The 26,002-nt window shown below is 71.5% G+C and carries 23 protein-coding genes; 16 read left to right on the plus strand and 7 right to left on the minus strand.

Translation table 11 applies throughout. The features are described from left to right. Nucleotides 1-91 precede the first annotated feature (91 nt). Together ppgK and ABVB68_RS34835 are read right to left on the minus strand one after the other, a co-directional pair. Entirely contained in the window at nucleotides 92-838 is a 747-nt protein-coding gene (gene ppgK / locus ABVB68_RS34830; RefSeq protein WP_353605214.1) for a polyphosphate--glucose phosphotransferase, read from the minus strand. A gap of 64 nt (nucleotides 839-902) precedes the next feature. Next, entirely contained in the window at nucleotides 903-1,928 is a 1,026-nt protein-coding gene (locus tag ABVB68_RS34835) for a 4-hydroxy-3-methylbut-2-enyl diphosphate reductase (protein ID WP_353605215.1), read from the minus strand. A gap of 65 nt (nucleotides 1,929-1,993) precedes the next feature. On the opposite strand from ABVB68_RS34835, the gene ABVB68_RS34840 reads away from it, so the two are divergent. The 4 genes from ABVB68_RS34840 to ABVB68_RS34855 all read left to right on the plus strand — a co-directional run bounded on the left by ABVB68_RS34840 (nucleotide 1,994) and on the right by ABVB68_RS34855 (nucleotide 5,963). Next, nucleotides 1,994-3,373 (plus strand): APC family permease, encoded by a 1,380-nt coding sequence (locus tag ABVB68_RS34840; RefSeq protein ID WP_353605216.1) that lies wholly within the window; start codon nucleotides 1,994-1,996, stop codon nucleotides 3,371-3,373. Nucleotides 3,374-3,685: 312 nt separating this feature from the next. Then, nucleotides 3,686-4,894 carry an exodeoxyribonuclease VII large subunit gene (gene xseA, locus ABVB68_RS34845; protein WP_353605217.1) on the plus strand — a complete coding sequence of 403 codons (1,209 nt, stop codon included), beginning with the start codon at nucleotides 3,686-3,688 and terminating at the stop codon, nucleotides 4,892-4,894. 116 nt (nucleotides 4,895-5,010) lie between these two features. Continuing rightward, nucleotides 5,011-5,235: an exodeoxyribonuclease VII small subunit gene (locus ABVB68_RS34850; protein WP_353605218.1), complete on the plus strand. Its 225-nt coding sequence runs from the start codon at nucleotides 5,011-5,013 to the stop codon at nucleotides 5,233-5,235. Between the two features lie 137 nt (nucleotides 5,236-5,372). Then, complete coding sequence (locus ABVB68_RS34855; protein ID WP_353605219.1) at nucleotides 5,373-5,963, plus strand: malonic semialdehyde reductase; 591 nt, start codon at nucleotides 5,373-5,375, stop codon at nucleotides 5,961-5,963. 94 nt (nucleotides 5,964-6,057) lie between these two features. Here the strand turns inward: ABVB68_RS34855 and ABVB68_RS34860 are convergent, their stop codons facing one another. Then, nucleotides 6,058-6,585, minus strand: coding sequence for a DUF4245 domain-containing protein (locus ABVB68_RS34860; protein ID WP_353605220.1), 528 nt, complete (start codon nucleotides 6,583-6,585; stop codon nucleotides 6,058-6,060). 127 nt (nucleotides 6,586-6,712) lie between these two features. Between ABVB68_RS34860 and glpX the strand changes: the two genes are divergently transcribed. Next, a complete protein-coding gene (gene glpX / locus ABVB68_RS34865; protein ID WP_353605221.1) occupies nucleotides 6,713-7,747 on the plus strand; it encodes a class II fructose-bisphosphatase in 1,035 nt (344 codons plus the stop codon). A gap of 204 nt (nucleotides 7,748-7,951) precedes the next feature. Here the strand turns inward: glpX and ABVB68_RS34870 are convergent, their stop codons facing one another. Then, the gene (locus ABVB68_RS34870) at nucleotides 7,952-8,329 is read right to left on the minus strand and encodes a WhiB family transcriptional regulator (protein WP_353605222.1); all 378 of its coding nucleotides are present in this window, start codon (nucleotides 8,327-8,329) and stop codon (nucleotides 7,952-7,954) included. A gap of 210 nt (nucleotides 8,330-8,539) precedes the next feature. Further along, complete coding sequence (locus ABVB68_RS34875) at nucleotides 8,540-9,241, minus strand: DUF1707 SHOCT-like domain-containing protein (protein ID WP_353605223.1); 702 nt, start codon at nucleotides 9,239-9,241, stop codon at nucleotides 8,540-8,542. Nucleotides 9,242-9,408: 167 nt separating this feature from the next. Here ABVB68_RS34875 and ABVB68_RS34880 point away from each other — a divergent pair, with 167 nt between their 5' ends. From ABVB68_RS34880 to ABVB68_RS34895, 4 genes are all read left to right on the plus strand, one after another. Next, the gene (locus tag ABVB68_RS34880; RefSeq protein WP_353605224.1) at nucleotides 9,409-11,082 is read left to right on the plus strand and encodes a fumarate hydratase; all 1,674 of its coding nucleotides are present in this window, start codon (nucleotides 9,409-9,411) and stop codon (nucleotides 11,080-11,082) included. 454 nt (nucleotides 11,083-11,536) lie between these two features. Next, nucleotides 11,537-12,934, plus strand: a complete 1,398-nt coding sequence (locus tag ABVB68_RS34885) for a class II fumarate hydratase (RefSeq protein ID WP_353605225.1) — start codon at nucleotides 11,537-11,539, stop codon at nucleotides 12,932-12,934. Nucleotides 12,935-13,020: 86 nt separating this feature from the next. Then, nucleotides 13,021-13,710, plus strand: coding sequence for a cytidylyl-2-hydroxypropylphosphonate hydrolase (gene fomD / locus ABVB68_RS34890; protein ID WP_353605226.1), 690 nt, complete (start codon nucleotides 13,021-13,023; stop codon nucleotides 13,708-13,710). Nucleotides 13,711-13,996: 286 nt separating this feature from the next. Continuing rightward, on the plus strand, nucleotides 13,997-16,093 hold the full coding sequence (locus ABVB68_RS34895) for a SpoIIE family protein phosphatase (RefSeq protein WP_353605227.1): 2,097 nt from the start codon (nucleotides 13,997-13,999) through the stop codon (nucleotides 16,091-16,093). Between the two features lie 95 nt (nucleotides 16,094-16,188). Here ABVB68_RS34895 and ABVB68_RS34900 read toward each other — a convergent pair whose 3' ends face one another. Beyond that, the gene (locus ABVB68_RS34900) at nucleotides 16,189-18,564 is read right to left on the minus strand and encodes a transglycosylase domain-containing protein (RefSeq protein WP_353605228.1); all 2,376 of its coding nucleotides are present in this window, start codon (nucleotides 18,562-18,564) and stop codon (nucleotides 16,189-16,191) included. Nucleotides 18,565-18,792: 228 nt separating this feature from the next. Between ABVB68_RS34900 and ABVB68_RS34905 the strand changes: the two genes are divergently transcribed. The 5 genes from ABVB68_RS34905 to ABVB68_RS34925 all read left to right on the plus strand — a co-directional run bounded on the left by ABVB68_RS34905 (nucleotide 18,793) and on the right by ABVB68_RS34925 (nucleotide 23,595). Next, nucleotides 18,793-19,728 (plus strand): SPFH domain-containing protein, encoded by a 936-nt coding sequence (locus tag ABVB68_RS34905; RefSeq protein WP_353605229.1) that lies wholly within the window; start codon nucleotides 18,793-18,795, stop codon nucleotides 19,726-19,728. Beyond that, nucleotides 19,725-19,958, plus strand: coding sequence for a type II toxin-antitoxin system antitoxin (locus ABVB68_RS34910; RefSeq protein ID WP_353605230.1), 234 nt, complete (start codon nucleotides 19,725-19,727; stop codon nucleotides 19,956-19,958). The genes ABVB68_RS34905 and ABVB68_RS34910 overlap by 4 nt, the downstream gene beginning before the upstream one ends. A gap of 93 nt (nucleotides 19,959-20,051) precedes the next feature. Next, a complete protein-coding gene (locus ABVB68_RS34915) occupies nucleotides 20,052-20,576 on the plus strand; it encodes a PadR family transcriptional regulator (protein WP_353605231.1) in 525 nt (174 codons plus the stop codon). Further along, the gene (locus ABVB68_RS34920) at nucleotides 20,573-21,262 is read left to right on the plus strand and encodes an ABC transporter ATP-binding protein (RefSeq protein ID WP_353605232.1); all 690 of its coding nucleotides are present in this window, start codon (nucleotides 20,573-20,575) and stop codon (nucleotides 21,260-21,262) included. Before ABVB68_RS34915 ends, ABVB68_RS34920 begins: the two co-directional genes overlap by 4 nt. Beyond that, entirely contained in the window at nucleotides 21,259-23,595 is a 2,337-nt protein-coding gene (locus ABVB68_RS34925; protein WP_353605233.1) for an ABC transporter permease, read from the plus strand. Before ABVB68_RS34920 ends, ABVB68_RS34925 begins: the two co-directional genes overlap by 4 nt. A 146-nt stretch (nucleotides 23,596-23,741) precedes the next feature. On the opposite strand, the gene ABVB68_RS34930 is transcribed toward ABVB68_RS34925, so the two are convergent. Next, entirely contained in the window at nucleotides 23,742-24,695 is a 954-nt protein-coding gene (locus ABVB68_RS34930) for a LysR substrate-binding domain-containing protein (protein ID WP_353605234.1), read from the minus strand. 133 nt (nucleotides 24,696-24,828) lie between these two features. Between ABVB68_RS34930 and ABVB68_RS34935 the strand changes: the two genes are divergently transcribed. Both ABVB68_RS34935 and ABVB68_RS34940 read left to right on the plus strand, forming a co-directional pair. Further along, a complete protein-coding gene (locus tag ABVB68_RS34935; protein WP_353605236.1) occupies nucleotides 24,829-25,383 on the plus strand; it encodes a peroxiredoxin in 555 nt (184 codons plus the stop codon). Between the two features lie 3 nt (nucleotides 25,384-25,386). Next, on the plus strand, nucleotides 25,387-25,929 hold the full coding sequence (locus ABVB68_RS34940; protein ID WP_353605237.1) for an alkyl hydroperoxide reductase: 543 nt from the start codon (nucleotides 25,387-25,389) through the stop codon (nucleotides 25,927-25,929). Nucleotides 25,930-26,002: the final 73 nt, after the last annotated feature.

The raw sequence follows: 26,002 nt of genomic DNA on the forward strand, positions 1-26,002 counted from the left end.
GACCGCAGCCGCCAGCCGCTGTCACCGCCCAGACCGCAATCTGAAACGAACCGCGACTCACGTGGCGAGACGTGAACTCAAGACCAGATCACTAGTCCTGTTGCGCCGCTCTCATCGCCGCTCCCACGATCCCCGCGTTGTTCTGCAGCTGGGCGGGTACGACTTCGGCCCTGAGGCCGTCGATGTGGGGCAGGAACTTCTCGGACTTGCGGCTGACCCCGCCACCGATGACGAACAGCTCGGGCGAGAAGAGCATCTCCACATGCGCCAGGTACTTCTGGACCCGGTGCGCCCACTGCTCCCAGGTCAGCCCGTGGTCGTCCTTGGCCTTGCTGGAGGCCTGCTTCTCCGCCTCGTGGCCGTGCAGCTCCAGGTGGCCCAGCTCCGTGTTCGGCACGAGGACGCCGTCCACGAAGACGGCGCTGCCGATGCCAGTGCCGAAGGTGAGCAGGATGACCGTGCCCCGCCGGCCGCGTCCGGCGCCGAACTGCATCTCGGCGATGCCCGCCGCGTCCGCGTCGTTGACCACGGTCACCGGCAGCCCGCCGAGCACGTCGCGGAACAGCGCGCGGGCGTCCGTGTCGATCCAGCTCTTGTCGACGTTGGCCGCCGTACGGACGAAGGCGCCGTCGGTGACGACTCCGGGGAAGGTCAGCCCGACCGGGCCGGTCCAGCCGAAGTGGTCGATCACCTGCTTGACCCCGGCGGCCACGCCGTCTGGCGTGGCCGGATGCGGGGTGAGCACCTTGTAGCGCTCCTGGGCCAGGGCGCCTCTGTCCAGGTCCACAGGGGCGCCCTTGATCCCGGATCCGCCGATGTCCACGCCGAAGATCTGCATGCCACCACGTTACGACGGCCCACTGACAGTCACTACGGCGAGTGGCCCTCCCGGTGGCCCGCCGTCAGCCGGCCGCCGTGTCCGGGGCGCCCGAACCACCGCGCTCGGCGACCAGGGTGGCCGCCTCTTCCCGCAGGTCGCGGCGGAGTTCCTTGGGCAACGAGAAGGTGATGGACTCCTCGGCCGCCCTGACCAGCTCCACGTCCCCGTAGCCGCGCTCGGCGAGCCACTCCAGGACCTGCTCGACCAGCACCTCGGGCACCGAGGCCCCCGAGGTGACGCCGACCGTGGTGACGCCCTCCAGCCAGGCCTCGTCGATCTCGTCGGCGAAGTCCACCAGGTACGCCTCGCGGGAACCGGCGAGCTTGGCGACCTCGACCAGCCGCTTGGAGTTGGAGGAGTTGCGCGAGCCGACCACGATGACCAGCTCGGCCTCGGCGCCCATCTGCTTCACGGCCAGCTGGCGGTTCTGCGTGGCGTAGCAGATGTCGTCGCTGGGCGGGGAGACGAGTCCCGGGAACTTCGTCTTCAGGGCGTCGACGGTCTCCATCGTCTCGTCGACGGAGAGGGTGGTCTGGGACAGCCACACGACCTTCGACGGGTCGCGGACCTCGACCTTGGCGACGTCCTCGGGGCCGTCCACGAGCTGGATGTGCTCGGGGGCCTCGCCGGAGGTGCCGATGACCTCCTCGTGGCCCTCGTGACCGATCAGGAGGATGTCGTAGTCGTCCTTGGCGTAGCGGACGGCTTCCTTGTGGACCTTGGTGACCAGCGGGCAGGTGGCGTCGATGGTGGCGAGCCGGCCCCGCTCGGCCTCCTCGTGCACCACGGGGGCCACGCCGTGGGCCGAGAACATGACGATGTTGCCGGGCGGCACCTCCTCCGTCCGCTCGACGAAGACGGCGCCCTTCTTCTCCAGGGTCTGCACGACGTACTTGTTGTGGACGATCTCGTGGCGGACGTAGATCGGCGCCCCGTACTGTTCGAGGGCCTTCTCGACGGCGATCACGGCGCGGTCCACACCCGCGCAGTAGCCTCGGGGTGCGGCGAGCAGGACACGGCGGCCAGGCGAAGCGGTCATGCGTCCCATCGTAAGGCCGCGTTCGGCCGCGCAGAGATCGCGTGCCCGCTGCCCCCCGGGGAAGACTGGTTCCCATGTCCGACACCGGAACCAGCACCTCCGCGGTCGACGCGCCGCACCGGCTGAGGCGCAGCCTCGGCTTCCGGGACCTCGTGGTCTACGGGCTGCTGTTCATCGCCCCGATGGCTCCGGTCGGGGTCTACGGCACGCTGGACGCGAAGTCGCACGGTGCGGTGGCGCTCGTGTACCTGGTGGCGACGGTCGCGATGGCGTTCACCGCGTTCAGCTACGCGCAGATGGTGCGGGTCGTACCGCGCGCGGGCTCGGTGTTCGCCTACGCGCGCGCGGGGCTCGGTCCGGGGGCCGGGTTCGTCGCGGGCTGGATGGCGATGCTCGACTACGTGCTGATCCCGGCGGTGGCGTACCTCTTCTCCGGGATCGCGATGAACGCGCTGGTCCCGGAGGTGTCCCGCTGGGTGTGGACGGCCCTGGCCGTCGTCGTGACGACCCTGCTGAACCTGTGGGGCGTACGGGCCGCCGCGCGCGTGGGTTTCCTGGTGCTGGCGCTGGAGATCGTCGTCCTGCTGGTGTTCCTGGTGTCGGCGGTCGTGGTGCTGGCGCGGGACGGGGCGGCCCGGGGGTGGCTGTCGCCGCTGTCGGGCGACGGCACCCAGGGCGCCTTCGCGCTGTCCGCGGTGATCGGCGCGGTGTCGGTGGCCGTGCTGTCGTACCTGGGCTTCGACGCGATCGCGACGTTCGCCGAGGAGGTCACCGGGGGCTCGGCGAAGGTGGCCCGGGCGCTGCTGTTCTGCCTGGCGCTGGCCGGGGTGCTGTTCGTGGCGCAGACGTATCTGGTGGCGCTGCTGGAGCCGACGTCGTCCGCGCTGCTGGCCCGTGATCCCGGCAGGCAGGGGTCGGCCTTCTACGACGCCGTGGACGTGTCCGTCGGCACCTGGCTGCACGATCTGGTGGCCGCGAGCAAGGCGATCGGGGCGGCGTTCGCGGCGCTGGCGGGACAGGCGGCGGCCGGGCGGCTGCTGTTCGCGATGGGCCGGGACCGACGGCTGCCCCGTGCCCTGTCCCGGACGGACGCCGGGGTGCCGCGGGTCGCCCTGCTGTGCGCGGCGGTGATCACCCTGCTCGCGGCGGGCTGGGCGGCGCGGCGCGACGACGGCCTCGACAAGCTCGTCTCCGTGGTCGACATCGGCGCACTGACGGCGTTCACGCTGCTGCACGCGAGCGTGGTGGGCTATTTCACGGTGCGCCGCGCCGGGGGGCCGGTGAGCTGGTGGCGGCATCTGCTGGTGCCGGTGGCGGGCGCGGCGATCATGGTCGCCGTGATCGTGGAGGCGTCCGGGGTGGCACAGGCGGTGGGAGCGGTATGGCTGGGCGTCGGCCTGCTGATCCTCCTGGCACAACGGGGCCGCCGGGAGACCCCCGAGGCCCTCGAGTAAGCAGGCGGCGGACAGGCCGACACGCGCTTCCGCGCGTGGCCGACGCCTCGACGGCCGCGCGCGTGCCCTCGTCTCCGGCGCCTCGACGTCCGACGGCCCCGCCCCCAGGGGCGCGGGAACCGCACGGCCGGCCACAACGGACCCGCAGCCGGCGGACGGCCCGCAACCCCACGGCGAAGCCCCTTTGGAGGGCAGGGCCAAGCCCCCAGGGGCTGGGGAACCGCGCGGCCGGCCACAACGGACCCGCAGCCGAGAGACGGCCCGCACCCGAGCGCGCGGTCACTGTCGGTACCGCCCGTTACGCTCGGGCGCATGGCTGCGAACACGTCCCCGGAATCACCGCTCCCCGTCGGCGAGGTGTCCCGGCTGATCGGAGGCTGGATCGACCGGCTCGGGACGGTGTGGGTCGAGGGACAGATCACGCAGTTGTCGCGGCGCCCCGGCGCGGGCGTCGTGTTCCTGACGCTGCGTGACCCGTCGCACGACATCTCCGTCGGCGTGACCTGCTACCGCCAGGTCTTCGACGCCGTCGCGGACGTCGTCGGCGAGGGTGCTCGCGTGGTCGTGCTGGCGAAGCCGGAGTGGTACGCCCCGCGTGGCCAGCTGTCGCTCAGAGCGGCCGAGATCAAGCCCGTCGGCGTCGGCGAGCTGCTGGCCCGGCTGGAGCGGCTGAAGAAGGCGCTGGCGGCCGAGGGGTTGTTCGCGCCGGAGCGGAAGCGGCCGCTGCCGTTCCTGCCGCAGCTGATCGGCCTGGTGTGCGGGCGGGCCTCCGCCGCGGAGCGGGACGTGCTGGAGAACGCCCGGCACCGCTGGCCCGCCGTCCGCTTCGAGGTGCGCAACGTCCCCGTACAGGGCGTGCACGCCGTCCCGCAGGTCGTGCAGGCGGTGAAGGAGCTGGACGAGATCGACGAGGTGGACGTCATCGTCGTCGCCCGCGGCGGCGGCAGCGTGGAGGACCTGCTGCCCTTCTCCGACGAGCAGCTCGTGCGGGCGGTGGCCCGGTGCCGTACGCCGGTCGTGTCCGCTATCGGGCACGAGCCGGACAACCCGCTCCTGGACCTTGTCGCCGACCTCCGTGCCTCCACCCCGACCGACGCGGCGAAGAAGGTCGTACCGGACGTGGGCGAGGAGTTCGAGCGGGTGCGGATGCTGCGGGACCGCGCCCGGCGCTGTGTGAACGCGTCCCTGGAGCGCGAGGAGCGCGGCCTCGCGCACGCGCTGGCCCGGCCCTCGATGGAGGACCCGCACCGGATGCTCGACGAGCGGGCCGATCACACGGCGTCCCTGGTCGAGCGGAGCCGGCGGACTCTCGGGCACCTGCTGGACCGTGCCGACTCGGAGCTGACGCACACCCACGCGCGCGTGGTGGCCCTCTCCCCCGCGGCCACCCTCAGGCGTGGCTACGCGGTGCTGCAGCGCGGCGACGGCCACGTGGTGCGCGCCCCGGACGAGGTCGCGCCGGGTGAGACGCTGCGGGCCCGGGTGGCCGAGGGCGAGTTCTCGGTGAAGGTGGACGAATGACGACGCCGGGCGAGTGACGGCGTCGGGCGAACGTGCCGGGCGGGCGCATGACCGGAGCGGGCGCACGGGCAGAGCGAGCGTATGACCAAGGTGGGCGAAATGATCAAGGTGGGCGAATGACCGGCAAGGTGGACGAGGCGCTCTCGTACGAGCAGGCGCGGGACGAGTTGATCGACGTCGTACGGCGCCTGGAGGCGGGCGGTACGACGCTGGAGGAGTCCCTGGCCCTGTGGGAGCGCGGCGAGGAGCTGGCCAAGGTGTGCCGGCGCTGGCTGGAGGGGGCGCGGGCCCGGCTGGACGCGGCGCTGGCCGAGGAGACCGCGGAAGAGGACGCCGAGTAGGCAGCGCCGGGCCGGGGCTGTGAAGCGGATCACCAGCCCCCGCTTTTAATTGAACATTGAACTTCCATTCGCGTAGGGTCGCAGGCGTCAGCCGGTCCCGCACTCCCGGACCGGACGCGCACCGCTAGGAAGTCACGATGTCTCTCGTTCTTGACCCCGCCGCCCAGGACCTGCTGTTCCGCGAGGCCCGCACCGCGAACACCTTCACCGACGAGCCGGTGACCGACGAGCAGGTCCAGGCGATCTACGACCTGGTCAAGTACGGCCCGACCGCCTTCAACCAGTCGCCGCTGCGCATCACCCTGGTCCGCTCGGCCGAGGCCCGCGAGCGCCTGGTGCAGCACCTGGCCGAGGGCAACCAGGCCAAGACCGCCACCGCGCCGCTGGTCGCGATCCTCTCCGCGGACAACGAGTTCCACGAGGAGCTGCCGGCCCTGTTCCCGCACTTCCCGCAGGCCAAGGACGTCTTCTTCGGTGAGCGCCCGGTCCGCGAGAACGCCGCCGCGCTGAACGCCGCCCTCCAGGCCGCGTACTTCATCATCGGCGTCCGCGCCGCGGGCCTGGCCGCCGGCCCGATGACCGGCTTCGACTTCGAGGGTGTCCGCAAGGAGTTCCTGGACGACGACCACACCCCGCTGATGATCGTCAACATCGGCAGGCCGGGTCCGGACGCCTGGTACCCGCGCTCGCCGCGGCTGGCGTTCGAGGACGTCGTCACCACCGTCTGAGCCCCCGCACCGCGTACGAGGAAGGCCCCCGGCAGTGCCGGGGGCCTTCCTCGTACGCGGTGCGCCCCGCCGCGCCTCGCGCGGGCCGCGGTCCTCACTCCATCTTCAGCGCCGCCGCCATCGTCTTCAGCTCGCTGAAGGACGCCGTGCCGGCCACCACCGTCGTGGAGCCGGGTGTGCCCTGCAGGACGAGGGCGTCGTAGCGGCCGCCGGTGTAGCGGGTCCAGGTGCGGTCGCCGATGCGGTCGGTGTGCTTCGTCGCCGACGCGCCCTGGCCGGCCTCGTCGATGAAGTCGGCGGGCTTCTGCGTGGACTGCTCGATCTGCACGTACTGGCCGTCCGGGGTCTGGAAGCCCAGGTGCCAGCGGTCGGAGTTCTGGCCCTGGAAGCGGACGGACGTCGCCTTCCAGGTGCTCGGCAGTCCTTCGGGGGCGGCCACCGGGTAGCTCACCGCGCGCCGGGCCGTCAGCAGCTCGACGCGGTAGTCGACCCGCTTGAGGTCGGGAGCGCCGCCGTCGTGCGGGATGGCGAGGAAGTAGACGACCAATGCCGCGATCCCGATGAGGGCCAGGGACAGGACCATGTCCCTGGCCGTCTTCTGCTTGCCGTTCGAAGCTGCCACGCCCCTATCGTCGCAGGTACCCCGGGCGCTCATCCGTGGGGTCCCCTGCTCATTTTGTCTGCCTAAGGATAGAGTCGGAGGTTGAGACCCTCATCCGGCCGTCGTCGTATCAGAAAGGTGCGCTCCGATGACCGAAAATCATCACCTGCCGTCCGAGCTCGATGTTCCCTCCGAGGCTCCCGACCGCAACCTCGCCCTGGAACTCGTCCGGGTGACCGAAGCCGCCGCGATGGCCGCGGGCCGCTGGGTGGGGCGCGGCGACAAGAACGGCGCCGACGGCGCCGCGGTGCGCGCGATGCGGACCCTCGTCTCCACCGTTTCGATGAACGGCGTCGTCGTCATCGGAGAGGGCGAGAAGGACGAGGCCCCGATGCTCTACAACGGAGAGCACGTGGGTGACGGCACCGGCCCCGAGGTCGACATCGCCGTCGACCCGATCGACGGCACCACGCTGACGGCCAAGGGCATGCCGAACGCGATCGCCGTCCTCGCCGCCGCCGAGCGCGGCGGCATGTTCGACCCGTCGGCCGTGTTCTACATGGACAAGCTGGTCACCGGCCCCGAGGCGGCGGACTTCGTCGACATCAACGCCCCGGTGGAGGTGAACATCCGCCGGATCGCCAAGGCCAAGCGGGCCACTCCGGAGGACGTCACCGTCGTCATCCTGGACCGCCCGCGGCACGAGAACCTGATCCGTCAGGTCCGGGAGGCCGGCGCCCGCATCAAGCTGATCTCCGACGGCGACGTCGCCGGCTCGGTGTACGCGCTGCGCGAGGGCACCGGCGTCGACCTGCTGCTCGGTGTCGGCGGCACCCCCGAGGGCATCATCTCGGCCTGCGCCGTGAAGTGCCTCGGCGGCACGATCCAGGGCAAGTTGTGGCCCAAGGACGACGAGGAACGCCAGCGGGCGATCGACGCCGGGCACGACCTGGACCGTGTCCTGATGACGGACGACCTGGTGTCCGGCGAGAACGTCTTCTTCGTGGCGACCGGCATCACCGACGGCGAGCTGCTGCGCGGTGTGCGGTACCGCTCGGACACCGCGCTGACCGAGTCGATCGTGATGCGGTCGAAGTCGGGGACGGTACGCCGGATCGACTCCGAGCACCGGCTGCGCAAGCTGCGGGCCTACAGCGCGGTCGACTTCGACCGGGCCAAGTAACGCCTCACCGGCGCGGGGGGCGCCGGCCCGTGAGGCGTCGGCGCCTGCGGGCCTGCGGTGGCCTGGGGCGCGTCCGCGTGCCCTCGGGTCGGTGCGGCCCGCGCCCTCACGCCAGTACGGCACGGGCACTCGTGCGAGTGCGGCCCGCGCCACCCTCGCGGCAGGGGATGCGCCCTCGGTGCGGAGAGGGCGCCCCCTGCGCGCTCAGCCGGCTATGCGGTTGGCGGCCGTCACCCTCGCCGCCTTCTTCAGCTCCATCTCCCGGCGGCGGCGCCTCGCCAGGACCACGCGGCGCTCCGCCGCCGTGAGGCCGCCCCAGACCCCGTAGGGCTCGGGCTGGAGGAGGGCGTGTTCACGGCACTCGACCATGACCGGGCAGCGGGCGCAGACGCGCTTGGCCGCCTCCTCCCGAGACAGCCGCGCGGCGGTCGGTTCCTTCGAGGGTGCGAAGAACAGGCCCGCCTCGTCGCGCCGGCACACCGCCTCGGTGTGCCAGGGAGCGTCTTGGTCCCTGTCCCGCGCTGGCACCCGCTGGGCCGGAACGGCAGCGACCTGCAGGGACGAATGCGGCGGTTGCAGCACGGTCTACTCCTGACGACGGCTTCGCGAGCGAGAGACGATGCAGCAAGGCCTACCCGCTGTGCGCGCGCCTATGCACTGCGTTTCCGGGGGCGGGTGCGCGGCGGCCCGTTCGCGCCCCCGCGCCGGCACCACGGGCGGACCGGGACCCTCCGGTGGCCGCCGGCACCACGGGCGGACCGGGACCCTCCGCGGCCGCCGGCTTCGCGGCCGTCAACGGTCCAGGTGTCTGCGCAGCTTCCGGTCCACCTTGTCCTGGACGCGCTCCAGGATGTCCGCCACGAGCTTGCCGCGTCTGGGGCGCGCCTCCACGTTGCCGAGGACGGCCCATCCGTCGACGTAGACGACGGGGGCGTCCGGCGCGGCCGAGTCCAGCGGGCTCACCTCGAAGTTGCCCAGTACTCCGCCGCCGGTGCCGCGCAGCGAGACGTTCTCCGGGACGCGGATCTGGACGTCGCCGAACACCGAGACGGCCTTGATCACGACCTGCTGGTACTCGAAGATCGCCTCGCTCAGGTCGATCTCGACCGAGCCGAAGACCGCGTACGCGTGCAGCCGGCGCCCGGCGCGCCAGCGGCCCCGGCGCACGGCGCTGCTGAACACGGCCACCACGCTGGCGTCGGCCTCGGCCGGGATCGCGCCGGGCGAGGGGTGGAGCGGGGCGGGCGCACCGGCCGGTCCGGCCGCGCGCCGGTGGGCGGCGGGCAGGTCCCGGATGAAGACCTCCAGCTCGCCCACCGTCTTGGCCCGGAGCACCCCGTCGACGCGCTCGGCGTGCTCGTCGGCGGTCAGCCGGCCCTCGGCGAGGGCCTCACGGAGGAGGTCGGCGATGCGGTCGCGGTCGGCGTCCGAGGCGCGCAGTTCGGAGACGCGCGGTCCGGCGTCCTGGGTCGGGGCGGGCTTCTGAAGGTCCACGGCAGCAGCGTACCGAAACGCGATAGATCGCGACCAGGGGTGTGGAAAACCCCGGGCGTGTCGGACTGAGCCCTACCTCACAGGATCCGCGCCGACGGCAGGTTCTACGCTGGACGGGCCCGCCAGCGTCGGCGGGCAGCCGTCCGTAGAGTGAGGAATGGGCTGCGATGCCTGAGTTCGCGTACACCGATCTGCTCCCCCAGGGAGAGGACACCACCCCCTACCGGCTGGTGACGTCCGAGGGCGTCTCCACCGTCGAGGGACCGGACGGGCGGACGTTCCTCAAGGTGGAGCCGGAGGCGCTGCGCAAGCTGGCCGCGGAGGCCGTCCACGACATCCAGCACTACCTGCGCCCGGCCCACCTCGCCCAGCTGCGCCGCATCATCGACGACCCCGAGGCGTCGGGCAACGACAAGTTCGTCGCGCTCGACCTGCTGAAGAACGCGAACATCGCGGCGGCCGGCGTGCTGCCGATGTGCCAGGACACCGGCACGGCGATCGTGATGGGCAAGCGCGGACAGAACGTGCTGACCGAGGGTGCGGACGAGAAGCACCTCTCGCACGGCATCTACGACGCCTACACCAAGCTGAACCTGCGCTACTCGCAGATGGCTCCGCTCACCATGTGGGAGGAGAAGAACACCGGCTCCAACCTGCCGGCGCAGATCGAGCTGTACGCGACCGACGGCGGCGCCTACAAGTTCCTCTTCATGGCCAAGGGCGGCGGCTCGGCCAACAAGTCGTTCCTGTACCAGGAGACGAAGGCCGTCCTGAACGAGGCCTCCATGATGAAGTTCCTGGAGCAGAAGATCCGTTCGCTCGGTACGGCCGCCTGCCCGCCGTACCACCTGGCGATCGTGGTCGGCGGCACGTCGGCCGAGTACGCGCTGAAGACCGCGAAGTACGCCTCCGCGCACTACCTGGACAACGCGCCCGCCGAGGGCTCGCCGCTCGGCCACGGCTTCCGGGACAAGGAGCTGGAGGAGAAGGTCTTCGAGCTGACGCAGAAGATCGGTATCGGAGCGCAGTTCGGCGGCAAGTACTTCTGCCACGACGTCCGCGTGATCCGCCTCCCGCGGCACGGCGCCTCCTGCCCGGTCGCCATCGCCGTGTCCTGCTCGGCCGACCGCCAGGCCGTCGCGAAGATCACCGCCGAGGGCGTCTTCCTGGAGCAGCTGGAGACCGACCCGGCGCGCTTCCTGCCCGACACCACGGACGAGCACCTCGACGAGGCCGGCGACGTCGTGCGGATCGACCTGAACCAGCCGATGGACGCGATCCTCGCCGAGCTGACGAAGTACCCGGTCAAGTCCCGGCTGTCCCTGACCGGTCCGCTGGTGGTGGCCCGTGACATCGCGCACGCCAAGATCAAGGAGCGGCTGGACGCGGGCGAGGAGATGCCGCAGTACCTGAAGGACCACCCGGTCTACTACGCGGGCCCGGCGAAGACGCCCGAGGGCTACGCGTCCGGGTCCTTCGGGCCGACGACGGCCGGCCGCATGGACTCCTACGTGGAGCAGTTCCAGGCCGCGGGCGGCTCGAAGGTGATGCTCGCCAAGGGCAACCGCAGCAAGCAGGTCACCGACGCGTGCGAGGCCCACGGCGGCTTCTACCTCGGCTCCATCGGCGGCCCCGCCGCGCGTCTCGCCCAGGACTGCATCAAGAAGGTCGAGGTCCTGGAGTACGAGGAGCTGGGCATGGAGGCGGTCTGGAAGATCGAGGTCGAGGACTTCCCGGCGTTCGTCGTGGTGGACGACAAGGGCAACGACTTCTTCACTTCGCCGGAACCGGAGCAGCCGACGTTCACCAGCATCCCGGTACGGGGTCCCGGCCTGTCCTGAGCCGCACGAAGAGCCTCACGGACCCCTCGGCGCCGCCGGGGGGTCCGTTGCCGTCCCGCGGGTGGCGGAGCCCCCGCTCCCGTGGCTCGAAGCGCACCCCGGACGCCGGGGGAGGCCGCTGTGTCGCCGCGGCTGATCGCCAGGGACCCGAACACGGACAGGGCGGACTGCCCCGCGGTCCGGGCCGACCAGGGGAGGCAGGAGATTCGTGTGGGACGGTGGACGAGGCGGCGCCCCGAGTGCCTGACGACCGGCCGGCCCCGTCCCCGGCAGCGACGGCCGTCCGTCCGGTCCGGGATCCGACGCGGTCAACGACGGCCGTCCGTCCGGTCCGGGATCCGACGCGTTTCGCGATGCCTCCCCGAAGCGGGTGCCACCCGGGTGTGTACTGGCGGGTAGTCAGGCGGGGAATACGCGTGCCGTGACCAGTGCTCACGTTTTCGGAGGTACCACGATGACGACCGAAGAGCCGCAGTACCGGATCGAGCACGACTCCATGGGTGAGGTCCGGGTCCCGGCCCACGCCAAGTGGCGGGCGCAGACCCAGCGGGCCGTGGAGAACTTCCCCGTCTCCGGGCAGCGGATCGAGCGAGCCCACATCGAGGCGCTGGCGCGGATCAAGGCGGCCGCGGCGAAGGTGAACGCCCAACTGGGCGTGCTGGACCCCGAGGTCGCGCAGGCGATCCAGGAGGCGGCCGGCGAGGTCGCCGCGGGCACGTGGGACGAGCACTTCCCGGTGGACGTGTTCCAGACGGGCTCGGGGACCTCGTCCAACATGAACACCAACGAGGTCATCGCGACCCTCGCCACCGAACGGCTGGGCCGGGACGTGCACCCCAACGACCACGTCAACGCCTCGCAGTCGTCCAACGACGTCTTCCCGTCCTCCCTCCACATCGCGGCCACCGCCGCCGTCACCCATGACCTGATCCCGGCCCTCGAGCACCTCGCCGCCTCCCTGGCGCGCAAGTCGGAGGAGTTCGCGGACGTGGTGAAGGCGGGGCGGACGCACCTGATGGACGCGACGCCGGTGACGCTGGGCCAGGAGTTCGGCGGATACGCGGCCCAGGTGCGCTACGGCGTCGAGCGGCTGCGCGCCTCGCTGCCCCGGCTGGCGGAACTGCCCCTCGGCGGCACGGCGGTCGGCACCGGCATCAACACCCCGCCCGGGTTCGCCGCCGCCGTCATCGAGGAGGTCGCCCGGGTGACCGGGCTGCCGCTCACCGAGGCCCGCGACCACTTCGAGGCGCAGGGCGCCCGGGACGCGGTCGTGGAGACCAGCGGGCAGTTGCGGACCATCGCGGTCGGCCTGACGAAGATCGCGAACGATCTGCGCTGGATGGCCTCCGGGCCGCGCACGGGCCTCGCCGAGATCCGGCTGCCCGATCTCCAGCCCGGCTCCTCGATCATGCCGGGGAAGGTCAACCCGGTCGTCCCCGAGGCCGTCCTGATGGTCGCGGCCCAGGTCGTCGGCAACGACGCCACCATCGCCACCGCCGGTGCCGCGGGGAACTTCGAGCTGAACGTGATGCTCCCGGTCATCGCCAAGAACGTGCTCGAATCCGTCCGGCTGCTGGCCAACGTCACGCGGCTGCTGGCCGACCGGACCGTCGACGGCATCACCGCCGACCGCGAACGCGCCCGCGAGTACGCCGAGTCCTCCCCCTCGGTGGTCACCCCGCTCAACAAGTACATCGGCTACGAGGAGGCCGCGAAGGTCGCCAAGAAGGCCCTCGCGGAGCGCAGGACGATCCGTCAGGTCGTCCTGGACAGCGGGTACGTCGAGCGCGGCGACCTGACGCGGGAGCAGCTCGACGAGGCCCTGGACGTCCTGGGGATGACACACCCGTGAGGCCGGGCGAACCTTTTTCCGGCCACAGCGGTACAACCGTGACACGCACCGCAGCGTCGTATGCCTACGGCACCTAATATCTGTGCATGACGGACGACGGAGCGGTGACACGAGTGGAAGCGGGACCTGCGACGTACTGGCCGCCCGGCACGCCGGTCCTGTGGCGCTACCGGGAGAACGCCGGTGAGCACTTCCACATCGCCCGGCCCGTCACGGTCGTACGCGACGACGCGGACCTGCTCGCGGTGTGGCTGGCGCCCGGCACCGAGTGCGTGCGGCCGGTCCTGGCCGACGGCACGCCCGTGCACCTGGAGCCGCTGGAGTCCCGCTACACCAAGCCGCGCACGGTCCAGCGGGACCGCTGGTTCGGCACGGGTGTCCTCAAGCTCGCCCAGCCCGGCCTGCCCTGGTCGGTGTGGCTGTTCTGGGAGCCGGGCTGGCGGTTCAAGAACTGGTACGTCAACCTCGAGCGTCCGCTGACCCGTTGGTCGGGCGGGGTGGACTCCGAGGACTACTTTCTGGACATCACCGTGCAGCCGGACCGCACCTGGCGATGGCGGGACGAGGACGAGTTCGCGCAGGCCCGGCGGGACGGGCTGATGGACGACGGGACCGCCGAGCGGGTGCGGCAGGCCGGCCGGGACGCGGTGGCGGCGATCGAGGCGTGGGGGGCGCCGTTCTCGGACGGCTGGCCGCGGTGGCGCCCGGACCCGGGCTGGGCGGTACCGTCACTTCCCGATGACTGGGACCGTACGCCCGCGCACGTGTCCTCATGAGACCCTTGATGCGCCCCCCGGCAATAAACGTAGGATCGTCCTCCGCAAGGGCGCACAAAAGCAACTCCCGGCGCATGGACCGGGCTTGACCGAACGTCGTTGAGGGGCGGCAGGACGTGAGCGAGGGGTACCAGGGCAACACCACCGCCGGCCGCGCCGGTGGCACGGCGACAACCTCTGAGCACGCGGGAATCCCGTTCCCGGGGCACGTATTGCGGGTATCGGAATTTCTGCGGGACCAACTGCGCGCCCGGCGCGCAGCCCCGGACGGATGGATGCGACACGCGTGACGGAGCAGCCCACCTCCTTCGAACGCCCCCAACCGGGCGTCGACCCCGCGGAGGCCCGCGGGGCGCTCCTGCGTACCCCGAAGCCGCCCGGCAGCCCGGGCTTACCGGTGCAGGCCCGGACCGACGGGACACCGTCCTCCGGTGCCGGGACGGCAGCGCCCCGCGGCAAGGGAAAGGACGGCAAGGGGAAGGAGCCCCCAGTCAACGGCCCCGAGCACTCCCAGCCCGCCGCCGCCGACCCCGGCGCACATCGCCCGCGTCCGGCGCCCGACGGCATTCCGCCGCAGCCCGGCGCCCAGCAGGAGCGGACGCCGGGCGGCCAGGAACGCCGTACCGGAGGGAATCTGCCGCCGGGCCGGCCCATGCCGATGCGGCGCGACGGGGACCGCCTGCGCTTCGTGGGCGCGGCCACCCGGCGGATCGCCCGCGGGCTCGACCTCGACGAGATCGTGATGGGGCTGTGCCGGGCCACCGTGCCGACCTTCTCGGACGCGATCCTGGTCTATCTGCGCGACCCGCTGCCGGTCGGCGACGAGCGGCCCACCGGGCCGGTCGTGCTGCGGCTGCGCCGTACCGACCGCATTCCGGAGGAGCGGGACACCGAGGGAGTGCTGCTGCCGCCGGCCTTCGAGCCGGATCCGGACCCGTCCGCGCTGGCCGACCTGGCGTCGCTCACCACCGAGCTGTGCGAGGTGCGGCCGGGTGGCGCGCTGAACGAGGTGCTGCGCGGGGTGCGGCCGGTGTTCGCCGACGCGCCCGCAGCCCGGGCTGCGTTGCCCGAACTGCTCGGCGAGGGCGGCGAGGCGGTCGTACCGGACGGGCAGCACGCGATCCTCGCGCCGCTGCGCGGCCGGCGCCGGGTGATCGGCGCGGCCCTCTTCCTGCGCCGCCCGGAGCGGCTCGCGTTCGAGGCCGACGATCTGCTGGTGGCCGCCCAGCTGGCCACGCACAGCGCGCTCGGCATCGACAAGGCGGTGCTGTACGGCCGGGAGGCCTACATCGCCGACGAGCTGCAGCGCACCATGCTGCCCGAGACCCTGCCCCGGCCGACCGGTGTGCGGCTGGCCTCCCGGTATCTGCCGGCGGCGGAGACCGCGCGGGTCGGCGGCGACTGGTACGACGCGATCCCGCTGCCCGGCAGCCGGGTCGCGCTGGTGGTCGGCGACGTGATGGGCCACTCCATGACCTCGGCGGCGATCATGGGCCAGCTGCGCACCACCGCGCAGACCCTGGCCGGCCTCGACCTGCCGCCGCAGGAAGTGCTGCACCACCTGGACGAGCAGGCGCAGCGTCTGGGCACCGACCGGATGGCGACCTGCCTGTACGCCGTCTACGACCCGGTGACGCACCGCATCACCATCGCCAACGCCGGCCATCCGCCGCCCGTGCTGCTGCACCTGGGCGGCCGGGCGGAGGTGCTGCGGGTGCCGCCGGGCGCGCCGATCGGGGTCGGCGGGGTCGACTTCGAGGCGGTCGAGCTGGACGCGCCCGCCGGGGCCACGCTGCTGCTGTACACCGACGGGCTGGTGGAGTCCCGGCTGCGGGACGTGTGGACCGGCATAGAGCAGCTGCGGGAGAAGCTCGCCGCGACCGCCCAGTTGACCGGCCCCGACCATCCGCCGCCGCTGGAGGCGCTCTGCGACGAGGTGCTGGACATGCTCGGTCCGGGCGACCGGGACGACGACATCGCGCTGCTCGCGGCCCGCTTCGACGGGATCGCGCCGAGCGACGTCGCGTACTGGACGCTGGAGCCGGAGGACGCGGCCCCCGGCCAGGCCCGCCGGCTGGCCCGGCGCGCGCTCGCCCGCTGGGACCTGGAGGAGCTGACGGACTCGGTGGAGCTGCTGGTCAGCGAGGTGGTGACGAACGCCGTGCGGTACGCGTCCCGGCCGGTCACCCTGCGGTTGCTGCGCACGCACGTGCTGCGCTGCGAGGTCGGCGACGACGTGCCCCAGCTGCCGCGCCTGCGGCAGGCCCGGGCCACGGACGAGGGCGGGCGGGGCCTGTACCTGGTCAACAAGCTGGCCCGGCGGTGGGGCGCGACCCGGCTGAGCACGGGCAAGGTGGTCTGGTTCGAGCTGAACCGGGGCTGAGTCCGCCCGGTGCGACGACCGCACGAGAAGGGGCGCCCGGAGTGGTCCGGGCGCCCCTTCTCGTGCGCTGCTCGTGGCGTCCTCGCCGTGCGCGGCTAGTGCAGGCCGACGTTGTCGCTCGGGTTGAGCGGGTCCTGCGTGCCGGGGGCCGTCGGTGGCCCGGTGGTCGGCGTCTGGCTCGGAGTCTGCGACGGCGTCTGCGAGGGCGTCCGGGACGGCGTCTGCGACGGGGTCTGGGACGGCGTCTGCGAGGGCGTCCGGGACGGCGTCTGCGAGGGCGTCTGGGACGGCGTCTGGGACGGCTTCTGGCTCCAGGACAGGGTCGGGGTCGGCTCGATGGCCGCGCCCTGGGTGGTGTTCAGGTCGAACCTCGTCCTGTCCGTGACCCCGAAGGTGTACGCGGCCCAGATCCTCGCCGGCGGGCCGCCGCCGTTCACACGGCCGCCGCCCATGGCGCCCTTCAGGGAGACGTGGTCCCCCTTCTTGACGGGCCGGCCGTCGCACCCCGTGCCACCCGTCTCGGCCGCCTCGCCGAACAGGCCGACGGAGGTGGCCAGGCCGGGCGTGTAACCGTTGAACCAGGCCGAGCGGTTGCAGTCGGAGGTGCCCGTCTTGCCCGCCACCTGGCGGCCGTTGCGCAGCGGGTTGCTGGCCACCGAGGTCTTGGCCGTGCCGTCGTCGACCACGCCGGTGAGTACGGAGGTCACCGAGTCGGCGGCGGTCCGGCTGAGCACCGAGCCCCCGACCGGGTTCGGCATGTGCACCGAACGGCCCGTCTTCTCGGCGGACTTGATGATGGTCGGGGTCACCTTGTCGCCGTGGTTGGCGAGGGTGGCGTAGATCCCGGCCATCTGCAGCGGGCTGGCGCCCATCGAGCCCAGCGTCTGGGCGGGCACGGCCTGCATGCCCTTGGTGTCCATGCCGAGCTTCTTCGCCGTGCCCATGACGTTGTCCATGCCGACGTCGACGCCCATCTGCGCGAAGACGGAGTTGACGGAGGCGTTCATGGCGTTCTGGACGGTGATCTTGCCGTAGTTGTGGTCGTCCTCGTTGGGCGGGGCGAAGCCGACCTTGGCGCCTTGGTCCAGGACCTGCCGGCGGCTGGTGCCGTCGTAGACCGTGTCCGCGGTGATCGGCTTGCCGTCCTGCGTGGTGGCGTCGTCCTCCAGCGCGGCGGCGAGGATGACCGGCTTGAACGTCGAGGCGGGCTGGTAGTCGGTGCGGGTGGCGTTGCTGAAGTAGTGCTTGTAGTAGTCCTGCCCGCCGTACAGTGCGACGATCTTGCCCGTCTTCGGGTCGACGGAGACGGCACCGGCCTGGACGTCGGCGTCGACCTTGCGCTTCTTCCTGTCGAGCCTGCTCGTCAGCTCCGCCTTGACGGCCTTCTCCAGGGCGGCCTGCTTCTCGCGGTCGATGTTGAGGGTGATGGTCCAGCCCTTGTACATGACCGCGTTCTCCGCCTGGCCCGGGCTCAGCCCGTCCTGGGTCATCAGCTGCCGCTCCAGCTGCTGGTTGGCGAGTTCGACCAGGTAGCCCTTCTGCCCGTCGAGGCCAGGGGCGCCCTTGGGCTCCTTGGGGACCGGGAACTTCATGCCGTCGCGCTCGGTCTTGGGCAGCCAGCCCTCCTCGACCATGTTGTCCAGGACGTAGTTCCAGCGGGCCTTGACGAGTCGCTTGCCGGTGTCCGTGGCCGCGGTCCAGTCGTACTGGCTGGGGGCCTGGAGCAGGGAGGCGAGGTAGGCGCCCTGTGGAACACTGAGGTCCTTGGCGTCGATGTGGTAGTAGGCCTGGGCGGCGGCCTGGATGCCGTAGGCGTTGCGGCCGTAGTAGCTGGTGTTGATGTAGCCGGCGAGGATGTCGTCCTTGGACGTCTCGCGGTCCACCTTCAACGAGATGACCAGTTCCTTCAGCTTGCGCGAGACCGTCTGGTCCTGGTTGAGGTAGAAGTTCTTGACGTACTGCTGGGTGATCGTCGAACCACCCTGCTTGCCCTTGCCCGCCAGGGTGTTGAGGATGCCGCGGGCCGTGCCTTTGAAGTCGACGCCGGAGTCGTGGTAGAAGCTCTTGTTCTCCGCCGCGACGAAGGTCAGCTGGACCTTGCGGGGCACCTTGGACAGGTCGACGATCTCGCGGTTGACCTTGCCGTCGCGGGCCAGGATCTTTCCGTCGCTGAACTTGTAGACGTTGCTCTGCTGCTGCGCGGCGGGGTTGCCCTCGGGGACGTCCACGTAGAGGTACAGGCCGATGAAGGCCGCGATGACCAGCAGGCACATCCCGAAGAACGTTCCGAGGATCTTCTTCCAGGTGAACATCCTGCGTATGAGGCTCTTGGCGGGCTTGCCGCCGGCCGCTGAACCGGTACCCCCGGACCTGGTGCCCACGGGACCCGTCTCGGGTGCGGAGGGGCGGCGCTTGGGCGCCGCGCGGTGGCCACCGCGCTGTCGCGCTCGTCTCTCTTCCGCTCGTCCCATGCGTCCCTACGCTCGCTTCCGTCTCGGGGTCAGCTCCGAAAGCTAACACCCCTCTATATGACAAAGAGCGTCCGATCCGCTCTTTTACGGACGTGACAATCAGCACCCGCCCCGAAAGAACCGACGGGTAATGGCGCCGGAAGGTTGCCTTACCCGATAATGTGCTATCACTTAGCTAGAACCAAGCTAGGCGCTCCTCCTCGAGCGCCCTGAGAACGGGGGGTCCCCATGTCCACATCCGATCCGGCAGCCACCGCCGACGTACCCGAGATGCCCGCCCCGCGGGTGCGCGAGTTCACGGCCCACAGCATCGGCGGCGGGCTCGCCCTGCTGCTCGGGCTGCTCGGGCTCGGCGGCGCCGCCGCGCTCTTCGCCGGCGCCGCCGCGGTCTCCGCCGCCGGCGCCAAGGCGGGATTCGCCGTCGCCGGTGTCCTCGTCTTCCTCGCCGCGGTCATCGCGATGCGCGGCCTGAACACGGTCGCGCCCGGCGAGGCGCGGGTCGTCCAGCTCTTCGGGCGCTACCGGGGCACCATCCGGCAGGACGGGCTGCGCTGGGTGAACCCCTTCACCTCGCGGACCCGCGTCTCCACCCGGGTGCGCAACCACGAGACGGCCGTACTGAAGGTCAACGACGCCTACGGCAACCCGATCGAACTGGCCGCGGTCGTGGTGTGGAAGGTCCAGGACACCGCCCAGGCCACCTTCGAGGTGGACGACTTCGTCGAGTTCGTCGCGACGCAGACCGAGACGGCGGTGCGCCACATCGCGATCGAGTACCCGTACGACGCGCACGAGGAGGACGGGCTGTCGCTGCGCGGCAACGCCGAGGAGATCACCGAGAAGCTCGCCGTCGAACTGCAGGCGCGGGTGGAGGCGGCCGGGGTGCGGGTCATCGAGTCACGCTTCACGCATCTCGCGTACGCCCCCGAGATCGCCTCGGCGATGCTGCAGCGGCAGCAGGCGGGCGCGGTCGTCGCGGCCCGGCGGCAGATCGTCGACGGCGCCGTGGGGATGGTCGAGGCGGCGCTCACCAGGATCACCGAGCAGGACATCGTGGAACTGGACGAGGAACGCAAGGCGGCGATGGTGTCGAACCTGATGGTGGTGCTGTGCGGCGACCGGGCCCCGCAGCCGGTCCTCAACACCGGGACGCTCTACCAGTGACGGACTCTTCGGAAACCCCGAAGCGGCGGCCGCAGCAGCGCAAGCAGGTGCTGCTGCGGCTCGACCCGTCGGTGTACGAGGCGCTCGCCCGGTGGGCCGGGGACGACCTGCGCTCCGCCAACGCCCAGATCGAGTTCCTGCTGCGTAAGGCGCTGGCGGAGGCGGGGCGGCTGCCGAAGGACACCGGACCGCTGCCCCGGCGAGGCCGGCCGCCTGTTTCGGAACCGTGACAATCGGCTCCCACCTGCGCCGCCGTACCCCCGGCCATGATCTGCACACTCTGTGTATACATGTTGCGTATACACCGTGTGTAGTGTGCTCGCATGTCCATCGGTCACACCCTCCTGGGGCTCCTGGAGTCCGGTCCGCGCCACGGCTACGACCTGAAGCGGGCCTTCGACGAGAAGTTCGGTCACGACCGGCCGCTGCACTACGGCCAGGTCTACTCCACGATGTCGCGGCTGCTGAAGCACGGCCTCGTGGAAGTCGACGGCATCGAGGCCGGCGGCGGCCCCGAGCGCAAGCGGTACGCCATCACCGACGCCGGCGTCACCGACGTCGAACACTGGCTCGCCACCCCGGAGAAGCCGGAGGAGTACCTCCAGTCGACCCTCTACACCAAGGTCGTCCTCGCGCTCCTCACCGAACGGAACGCGGCCGACATCCTCGACACCCAGCGCGCCGAACACCTGCGCAGCATGCGGATCCTGACCGACCGCAAGCGCAAGGGCGATCTGGCGGACCAGCTGGTCTGCGACCACGCCCTGTTCCATCTGGAGGCGGACCTGCGCTGGCTGGAACTGACCGCCGCGCGTCTGGACAAGCTCCGTGAGGCGGTGGCCAAGTGACTGCTCCCCCCGGCTCCCTGCTCACCGCCCAGGACCTGCGCAAGGCCTACGGCCCGACCGTCGCGCTCGACGGCGCCGAGTTCTCCATCCACCCGGGCGAGGTCGTCGCCGTGATGGGCCCCTCCGGCTCCGGCAAGTCGACGCTGCTGCACTGCCTCGCCGGCATCGTGCCGCCCGACTCCGGCTCCATCGTCTACGCCGGCCGGGAACTGGCCGGCATGAGCGACGCCGAGCGCAGCGCGCTGCGCCGCAGCGAGTTCGGCTTCGTCTTCCAGTTCGGCCAACTGGTCCCGGAACTGACCTGCGTGGAGAACGTGGCGCTGCCGCTCCGGCTGAACGGCCGCCCCCGCAAGGAGGCCGAGCGGGCCGCGCTGGCCTGGATGGAGCGGCTGGAGGTGGACGACCTCGGGGGCAAGCGGCCCGGCGAGGTCTCCGGCGGCCAGGGGCAGCGGGTCGCGGTGGCGCGGGCGCTGGTCACCGAGCCCCGGGTGGTCTTCGCCGACGAGCCGACCGGCGCGCTCGACTCCCTCAACGGCGAACGGGTGATGGAGCTGCTGACCGACGCGGCGCGCTCCACCAACGCGGCCGTCGTGCTGGTCACCCACGAGGCCCGGGTGGCCGCCTACTCCGACCGGGAGATCGTCGTACGCGACGGCAGGTCCCGGGACATGGAGCGCGCCGTATGAGCGCCCGTCAATGGGGTCGGGACCTCGGCATGGGAATGAAGTTCGCCTTCACGGGCGGGCGCGAGGGCCGGATCCGGGTGCTGCTGACGGCCGTCGGTGTCGGACTCGGCGTGGCGCTGCTGCTGCTGACGACCGCGATCCCGAGCGCCATGGCGGTACGGCACGACCGCGACGAGGCACGGCTCGACTACACCTACGGTCCGAAACGGCCGAAGGCCGCCGACACCCTGGTGATCGCCGACGCCGACACCACGTACCGGGGCAAGGACGTCCGCGGCCGGCTGGTGGAACCCGAGGGGCCGCGGGCCCCGGTCGCACCGGGCCTGTCGGCGTACCCGGCCCCCGGCGACATGGTCGTCTCACCCGCGCTGAAGGAACTGCTCGACTCCGACGCGGGGAAGCTGCTGCGCGAGAGGCTGCCGTACCGGATCGCCGGCACGATCGGGGAACCCGGGCTCATCGGCTCGCGTGAACTCTCCTACTACGCCGGCGCGAAGAACCTGGCCTCGCGTATCGACGGCTGGCGGACGGCCCGCATCAACGAGTTCGGGCCGCCACAGAACCGGCCCGCCAGCCGTCTGGACCCGGTCCTGATCCTGCTGGTGCTGGTCGTGTTCGTGGTGCTGCTGATGCCGGTCGCCGTGTTCATCGCCACGGCCGTACGGTTCGGCGGCGAACGACGCGACCGCAGGCTGGCCGCGCTGCGCCTGGTGGGCTCCGACAGCCGGATGACCCGGCGGATCGCGGCCGGCGAGGCGCTCGCCGGATCGCTCGTCGGACTGGTCTTCGGCACCGTCTTCTTCCTGCTCGGCCGCCAGCTCGCCGGCTCGGTCGAGATCATGGACATCAGCGTGTTCCCCAGCTACCTCAACCCGACGCCGACGCTCGCCGCCCTGGTCGCGGTCGCCGTCCCGGCGGCGGCCGCGCTGGTCACGCTGTTCGCGCTGCGCGGGGTGGTCATCGAGCCGCTGGGCGTGGTCCGTACGGCCAAGCCCGCGCGCCGCAGGCTGTGGTGGCGGCTGCTGCTGCCGCTGGCCGGCCTCGCCATGCTCAGCCCGATGATCGGCCAGGGCCGCAGCAACGGCAGCTTCAACGAGTACCTGGTGATCGGCGGCGTCCTGCTGCTGCTCGTCGGTGTGACCGCACTGCTGCCGTGGGTCGTGGAGGCGGTCGTGGTCCGGCTCGGCCGGGGCTCGGTCTCCTGGCAACTCGCGGTACGGCGGCTCCAGCTGAGCAGCGGTTCCGCGGCCCGCATGGTGAACGGCATCGCGGTCGCGGTGGCCGGGGCGATCGCGATCCAGATGCTGTTCTCGGGCGTCCAGGGCGACTACACCAAGAGCACCGGGCAGGACACGACCCGGGCCCAGATGCAGGTCAACCTGTCCCAAGGCGTGGACTTCCTGCCCGCCGCCGCGAAGTTCGCCACCACCGAGGGGGTGCGCAGGGCCAGCGCGCTCGGCAGTACCGAACTGGGTGACCGGGACTGGAAGCACGCGCCTGCCACCACGGCGGGCCTGACCGTCGGCGACTGCGCCTCCCTGCGCGAGGTGGCCCGGCTGACCTCCTGCCGCGACGGCGACGTCTTCGTGGCGCGGGGCGGCGACTCCGACGGGGACGTGGCCAAGCTCGTCCGGCCGGGCCGCACCCTGCACGCCGAGGCCGTCGGTAACCATGCCGACGGACCCGATGTGACCTGGACCGTGCCGAGCCGTCTGAAGCACGTCCAGGCGATCACCGGCCCGACCGGGATGAAGCAGGGCGGCGTGCTGCTGACCCCGGCCGCCGCGTCCGACCGGCTGGCCGCGACACTGGGCGGGGCGGTGTACCTCTCGCTCGACTCCTCGGTGCCCGACGCGCAGGAGCACGTGCGCAACACGGCCGCGCGGATCGACCCGCTGGCGGACCCGATGGTGTGGGCGTCTACCGAGCAGTCCGCGAAGTTCACCTCCATCCGCACCGGTATGTTCGTCGGCGCGATCTGTGTGCTGGCTCTGATCGGGGCGAGCCTCCTGGTCTCCCAGCTGGAGCAGCTGCGCGAGCGCAGGAAGCTGCTGTCGGCGCTGGTCGCCTTCGGCACCCGGCGGCGCACGCTCAGCCTGTCGGTGCTGTGGCAGACGGCGATCCCGATCGCCCTGGGCCTGCTGCTCGCCTCGACCGTGGGACTGACGCTGGGCGTGGTGCTGCTCAAGATGGTCGGCGCGACGGTGGGCGTGGACTGGCCGAGCGTGCTGACGATGACCGGCGCCGGCGCGGTGGTGGTCGTCGCGGTCACCCTGCTCAGCCTGCCGCCGCTGCTGCGGCTGATGCGTCCGGACGGGCTGCGCACCGAGTAGCTCCCCCGCCGCGCGAGGGCTCCTGGCCGAGAGCAGCCCTGTGGTGTCGGCCTCCGCGGGGGCTCCTTCCCGAGGACGGGGCACAGCCCTGTGGCGTCAGGCCTCCGCGCGGGCTCCTCCCCGAGGACGGGCACAGCCCTGTGGCCTCAGGCCTCCGCGTGCAGCACCCGCACCGGCAGCGCGCCCAGCGCCTCCCGCAGGGCGGCCGCCAGTTCCTCGTACTCCGCGCCCCGGGCCGCACCCGCCCGCATCGCCAGGGCGACCCGGCGGGTGGGGGCGGGTTCGGCGAAGTAGCCGGTCAGCAGCTGGCTGCTGCGGGTCGTCTCCAGCTTGAGCGCGGTGCGCGGGAGCAGGGTGCAGCCGAGGCCGCCGGCGACGAGCTGCACCAGCGTGGACAGTCCGGCGGCCGTCGTGGTGACCGGCGCGTCCTCGCGGCCGGCCTCCCGGCAGATGTCCAGGGCCTGGTCGCGCAGGCAGTGCCCCTCGTCCAGGAGCAGCAGGTTGAGTTCCTTCAGCGCCTCGCGCGGGATCCCCTCCCGGCCGCCGAGCCAGTGGTCGAGCGGAGTGACGAGCACGAAGTCCTCGTCGAACAGGGGGAGTTCGACGACGCCGGGCACGCCGACCGGTACGGCCAGCAACAGCAGGTCGAGCCGGCCGGAGTTCAGGCCGTCGATCAGGTTGGCCGTCTGCTCCTCGTGCACCTGGAGGTCGAGGTGCGGGTAGCGCTCGTGGACCAGCCGCAGCACGGTGGGCAGCAGATACGGTGCGACCGTGGGGATCACCCCGAGACGCAGCGCCCCGGTGAACGGCGCCCGGACCGCCTCGGCCTCCTCCAGCAGTACCCCGACCGCGTCCAGCACCGCCCTGGCCCGCACGGCCAGCCGCTCCCCCGCGGGCGAGAGCAGCACCTTGCGGGTCGTACGCTCGACGAGGGTCACGCCGAGGGTCTCCTCGAGCGCCGAGACCGCGCCGGACAGGGCGGGCTGGCTCATCCCGATGGCGGCGGCCGCGTCCCGGAAGTGCAGGTGCTCGGCCACGGCGGCGAAGGCCCGGAGCTGGGCGAGACTGGGCTGCCGGCGTTTGCCGTTACCGATGGTCACTGATAACTACCTCCGATCAACACGACCGAGTGTAGCTATTTCCATAATCAATGCACCCTGTGCCAGCATCGGTGAAGTCCAACCCATGGGAAAGACCCTCACGAGGGGTGTTTCCTCGCTGCAAGGAGAGTTTGTGCTCACTGTCGGTGACAAGTTCCCCGAGTTCGAACTGACCGCCTGCGTCTCGCTGGAGAAGGGCTCGGAGTTCGAGCAGATCCACCACAAGTCCTACGAGGGCAAGTGGCTCGTGGTGTTCGCCTGGCCCAAGGACTTCACGTTCGTGTGCCCGACCGAGATCGCCGCGTTCGGGAAGCTGAACGACGAGTTCGCCGACCGCGACGCCCAGATCCTCGGCTTCTCCGGTGACTCCGAGTTCGTGCACCACGCCTGGCGCAAGGACCACCCGGACCTGACCGACCTGCCGTTCCCGATGCTGGCGGACTCCAAGCACGAGCTCATGCGCGACCTCGGCATCGAGGGCGAGGACGGCTTCGCGCAGCGCGCGGTCTTCATCGTGGACCCGAACCGCGAGATCCAGTTCACCATGGTCACCGCCGGTTCCGTGGGCCGTAACCCCAAGGAGGTCCTGCGGGTCCTGGACGCCCTGCAGACCGACGAGCTGTGCCCGTGCAACTGGAGCAAGGGCGACGAGACCCTGGACCCGGTCGCGCTGCTGGCCGGTGAGTGACCCATGTCTCTCGACTCCCTGAAGTCCCGTGTCCCGGACTACGCCAAGGACCTGAAGCTCAACCTGGGCTCGGTCATCGGCAACTCGGACCTTCCGGCCCAGCAGCTGTGGGGCACGGTGCTGGCGACCGCCATCGCCTCCCGTTCCCCGATCGTGCTGCGTGAGCTGGAGCCGGAGGCGAAGGCGAACCTGACGCCGGAGGCGTACACGGCCGCCAAGGCCGCCGCCGCGGTGATGGCGATGAACAACGTCTTCTACCGCACCCGCCACCTGCTGTCCGACCACGAGTACGGCACCCTGCGCGCGGGCCTGCGGATGAACGTCATCGGCAACCCGGGTGTGGAGAAGGTCGACTTCGAACTGTGGTCGTTCGCGGTCTCCGCGATCAACGGCTGCGGCATGTGCCTGGACTCGCACGAGCAGGTGCTGCGCAAGGCCGGCGTCGAGCGCGAGGTGATCCAGGAGGCGTTCAAGATCGCGTCCGTGGTCCAGGCGGTCGGCGTCACCCTCGACACCGAGGCGGTACTGGCCGAGTCGGCCGAGTAACCCGCCACGTCGTACGACGGCCCCCCCGCCGGCCGGGGACGGCGCCGGTCAGAGCTTGGTGCCGAAGTCCTGT

Source organism: Streptomyces sp. NPDC096012 (assembly GCF_040426375.1).
Classification (GTDB): Bacteria; Actinomycetota; Actinomycetes; order Streptomycetales; family Streptomycetaceae; genus Streptomyces.

Bases quoted from the DNA above. Each gene is read 5' to 3' on its own strand.
- ABVB68_RS34840 (WP_353605216.1), top strand. From the start codon at position 1,994: ATGTCCGACACCGGAACCAGCACCTCCGCGGTCGACGCGCCGCACCGG.
- xseA (WP_353605217.1), top strand. From the start codon at position 3,686: ATGGCTGCGAACACGTCCCCGGAATCACCGCTCCCCGTCGGCGAGGTG.
- ABVB68_RS34855 (WP_353605219.1), top strand. From the start codon at position 5,373: ATGTCTCTCGTTCTTGACCCCGCCGCCCAGGACCTGCTGTTCCGCGAG.
- ABVB68_RS34835 (WP_353605215.1), bottom strand. From the start codon at position 1,928: ATGGGACGCATGACCGCTTCGCCTGGCCGCCGTGTCCTGCTCGCCGCA.
- ABVB68_RS34915 (WP_353605231.1), top strand. From the start codon at position 20,052: ATGTCCATCGGTCACACCCTCCTGGGGCTCCTGGAGTCCGGTCCGCGC.
- ABVB68_RS34940 (WP_353605237.1), top strand. From the start codon at position 25,387: ATGTCTCTCGACTCCCTGAAGTCCCGTGTCCCGGACTACGCCAAGGAC.
- ABVB68_RS34900 (WP_353605228.1), bottom strand. From the start codon at position 18,564: ATGGGACGAGCGGAAGAGAGACGAGCGCGACAGCGCGGTGGCCACCGC.
- glpX (WP_353605221.1), top strand. From the start codon at position 6,713: ATGACCGAAAATCATCACCTGCCGTCCGAGCTCGATGTTCCCTCCGAG.
- ABVB68_RS34850 (WP_353605218.1), top strand. From the start codon at position 5,011: ATGACCGGCAAGGTGGACGAGGCGCTCTCGTACGAGCAGGCGCGGGAC.
- ABVB68_RS34905 (WP_353605229.1), top strand. From the start codon at position 18,793: ATGTCCACATCCGATCCGGCAGCCACCGCCGACGTACCCGAGATGCCC.
- fomD (WP_353605226.1), top strand. From the start codon at position 13,021: ATGACGGACGACGGAGCGGTGACACGAGTGGAAGCGGGACCTGCGACG.
- ABVB68_RS34880 (WP_353605224.1), top strand. From the start codon at position 9,409: ATGCCTGAGTTCGCGTACACCGATCTGCTCCCCCAGGGAGAGGACACC.
- ABVB68_RS34885 (WP_353605225.1), top strand. From the start codon at position 11,537: ATGACGACCGAAGAGCCGCAGTACCGGATCGAGCACGACTCCATGGGT.
- ppgK (WP_353605214.1), bottom strand. From the start codon at position 838: ATGCAGATCTTCGGCGTGGACATCGGCGGATCCGGGATCAAGGGCGCC.
- ABVB68_RS34925 (WP_353605233.1), top strand. From the start codon at position 21,259: ATGAGCGCCCGTCAATGGGGTCGGGACCTCGGCATGGGAATGAAGTTC.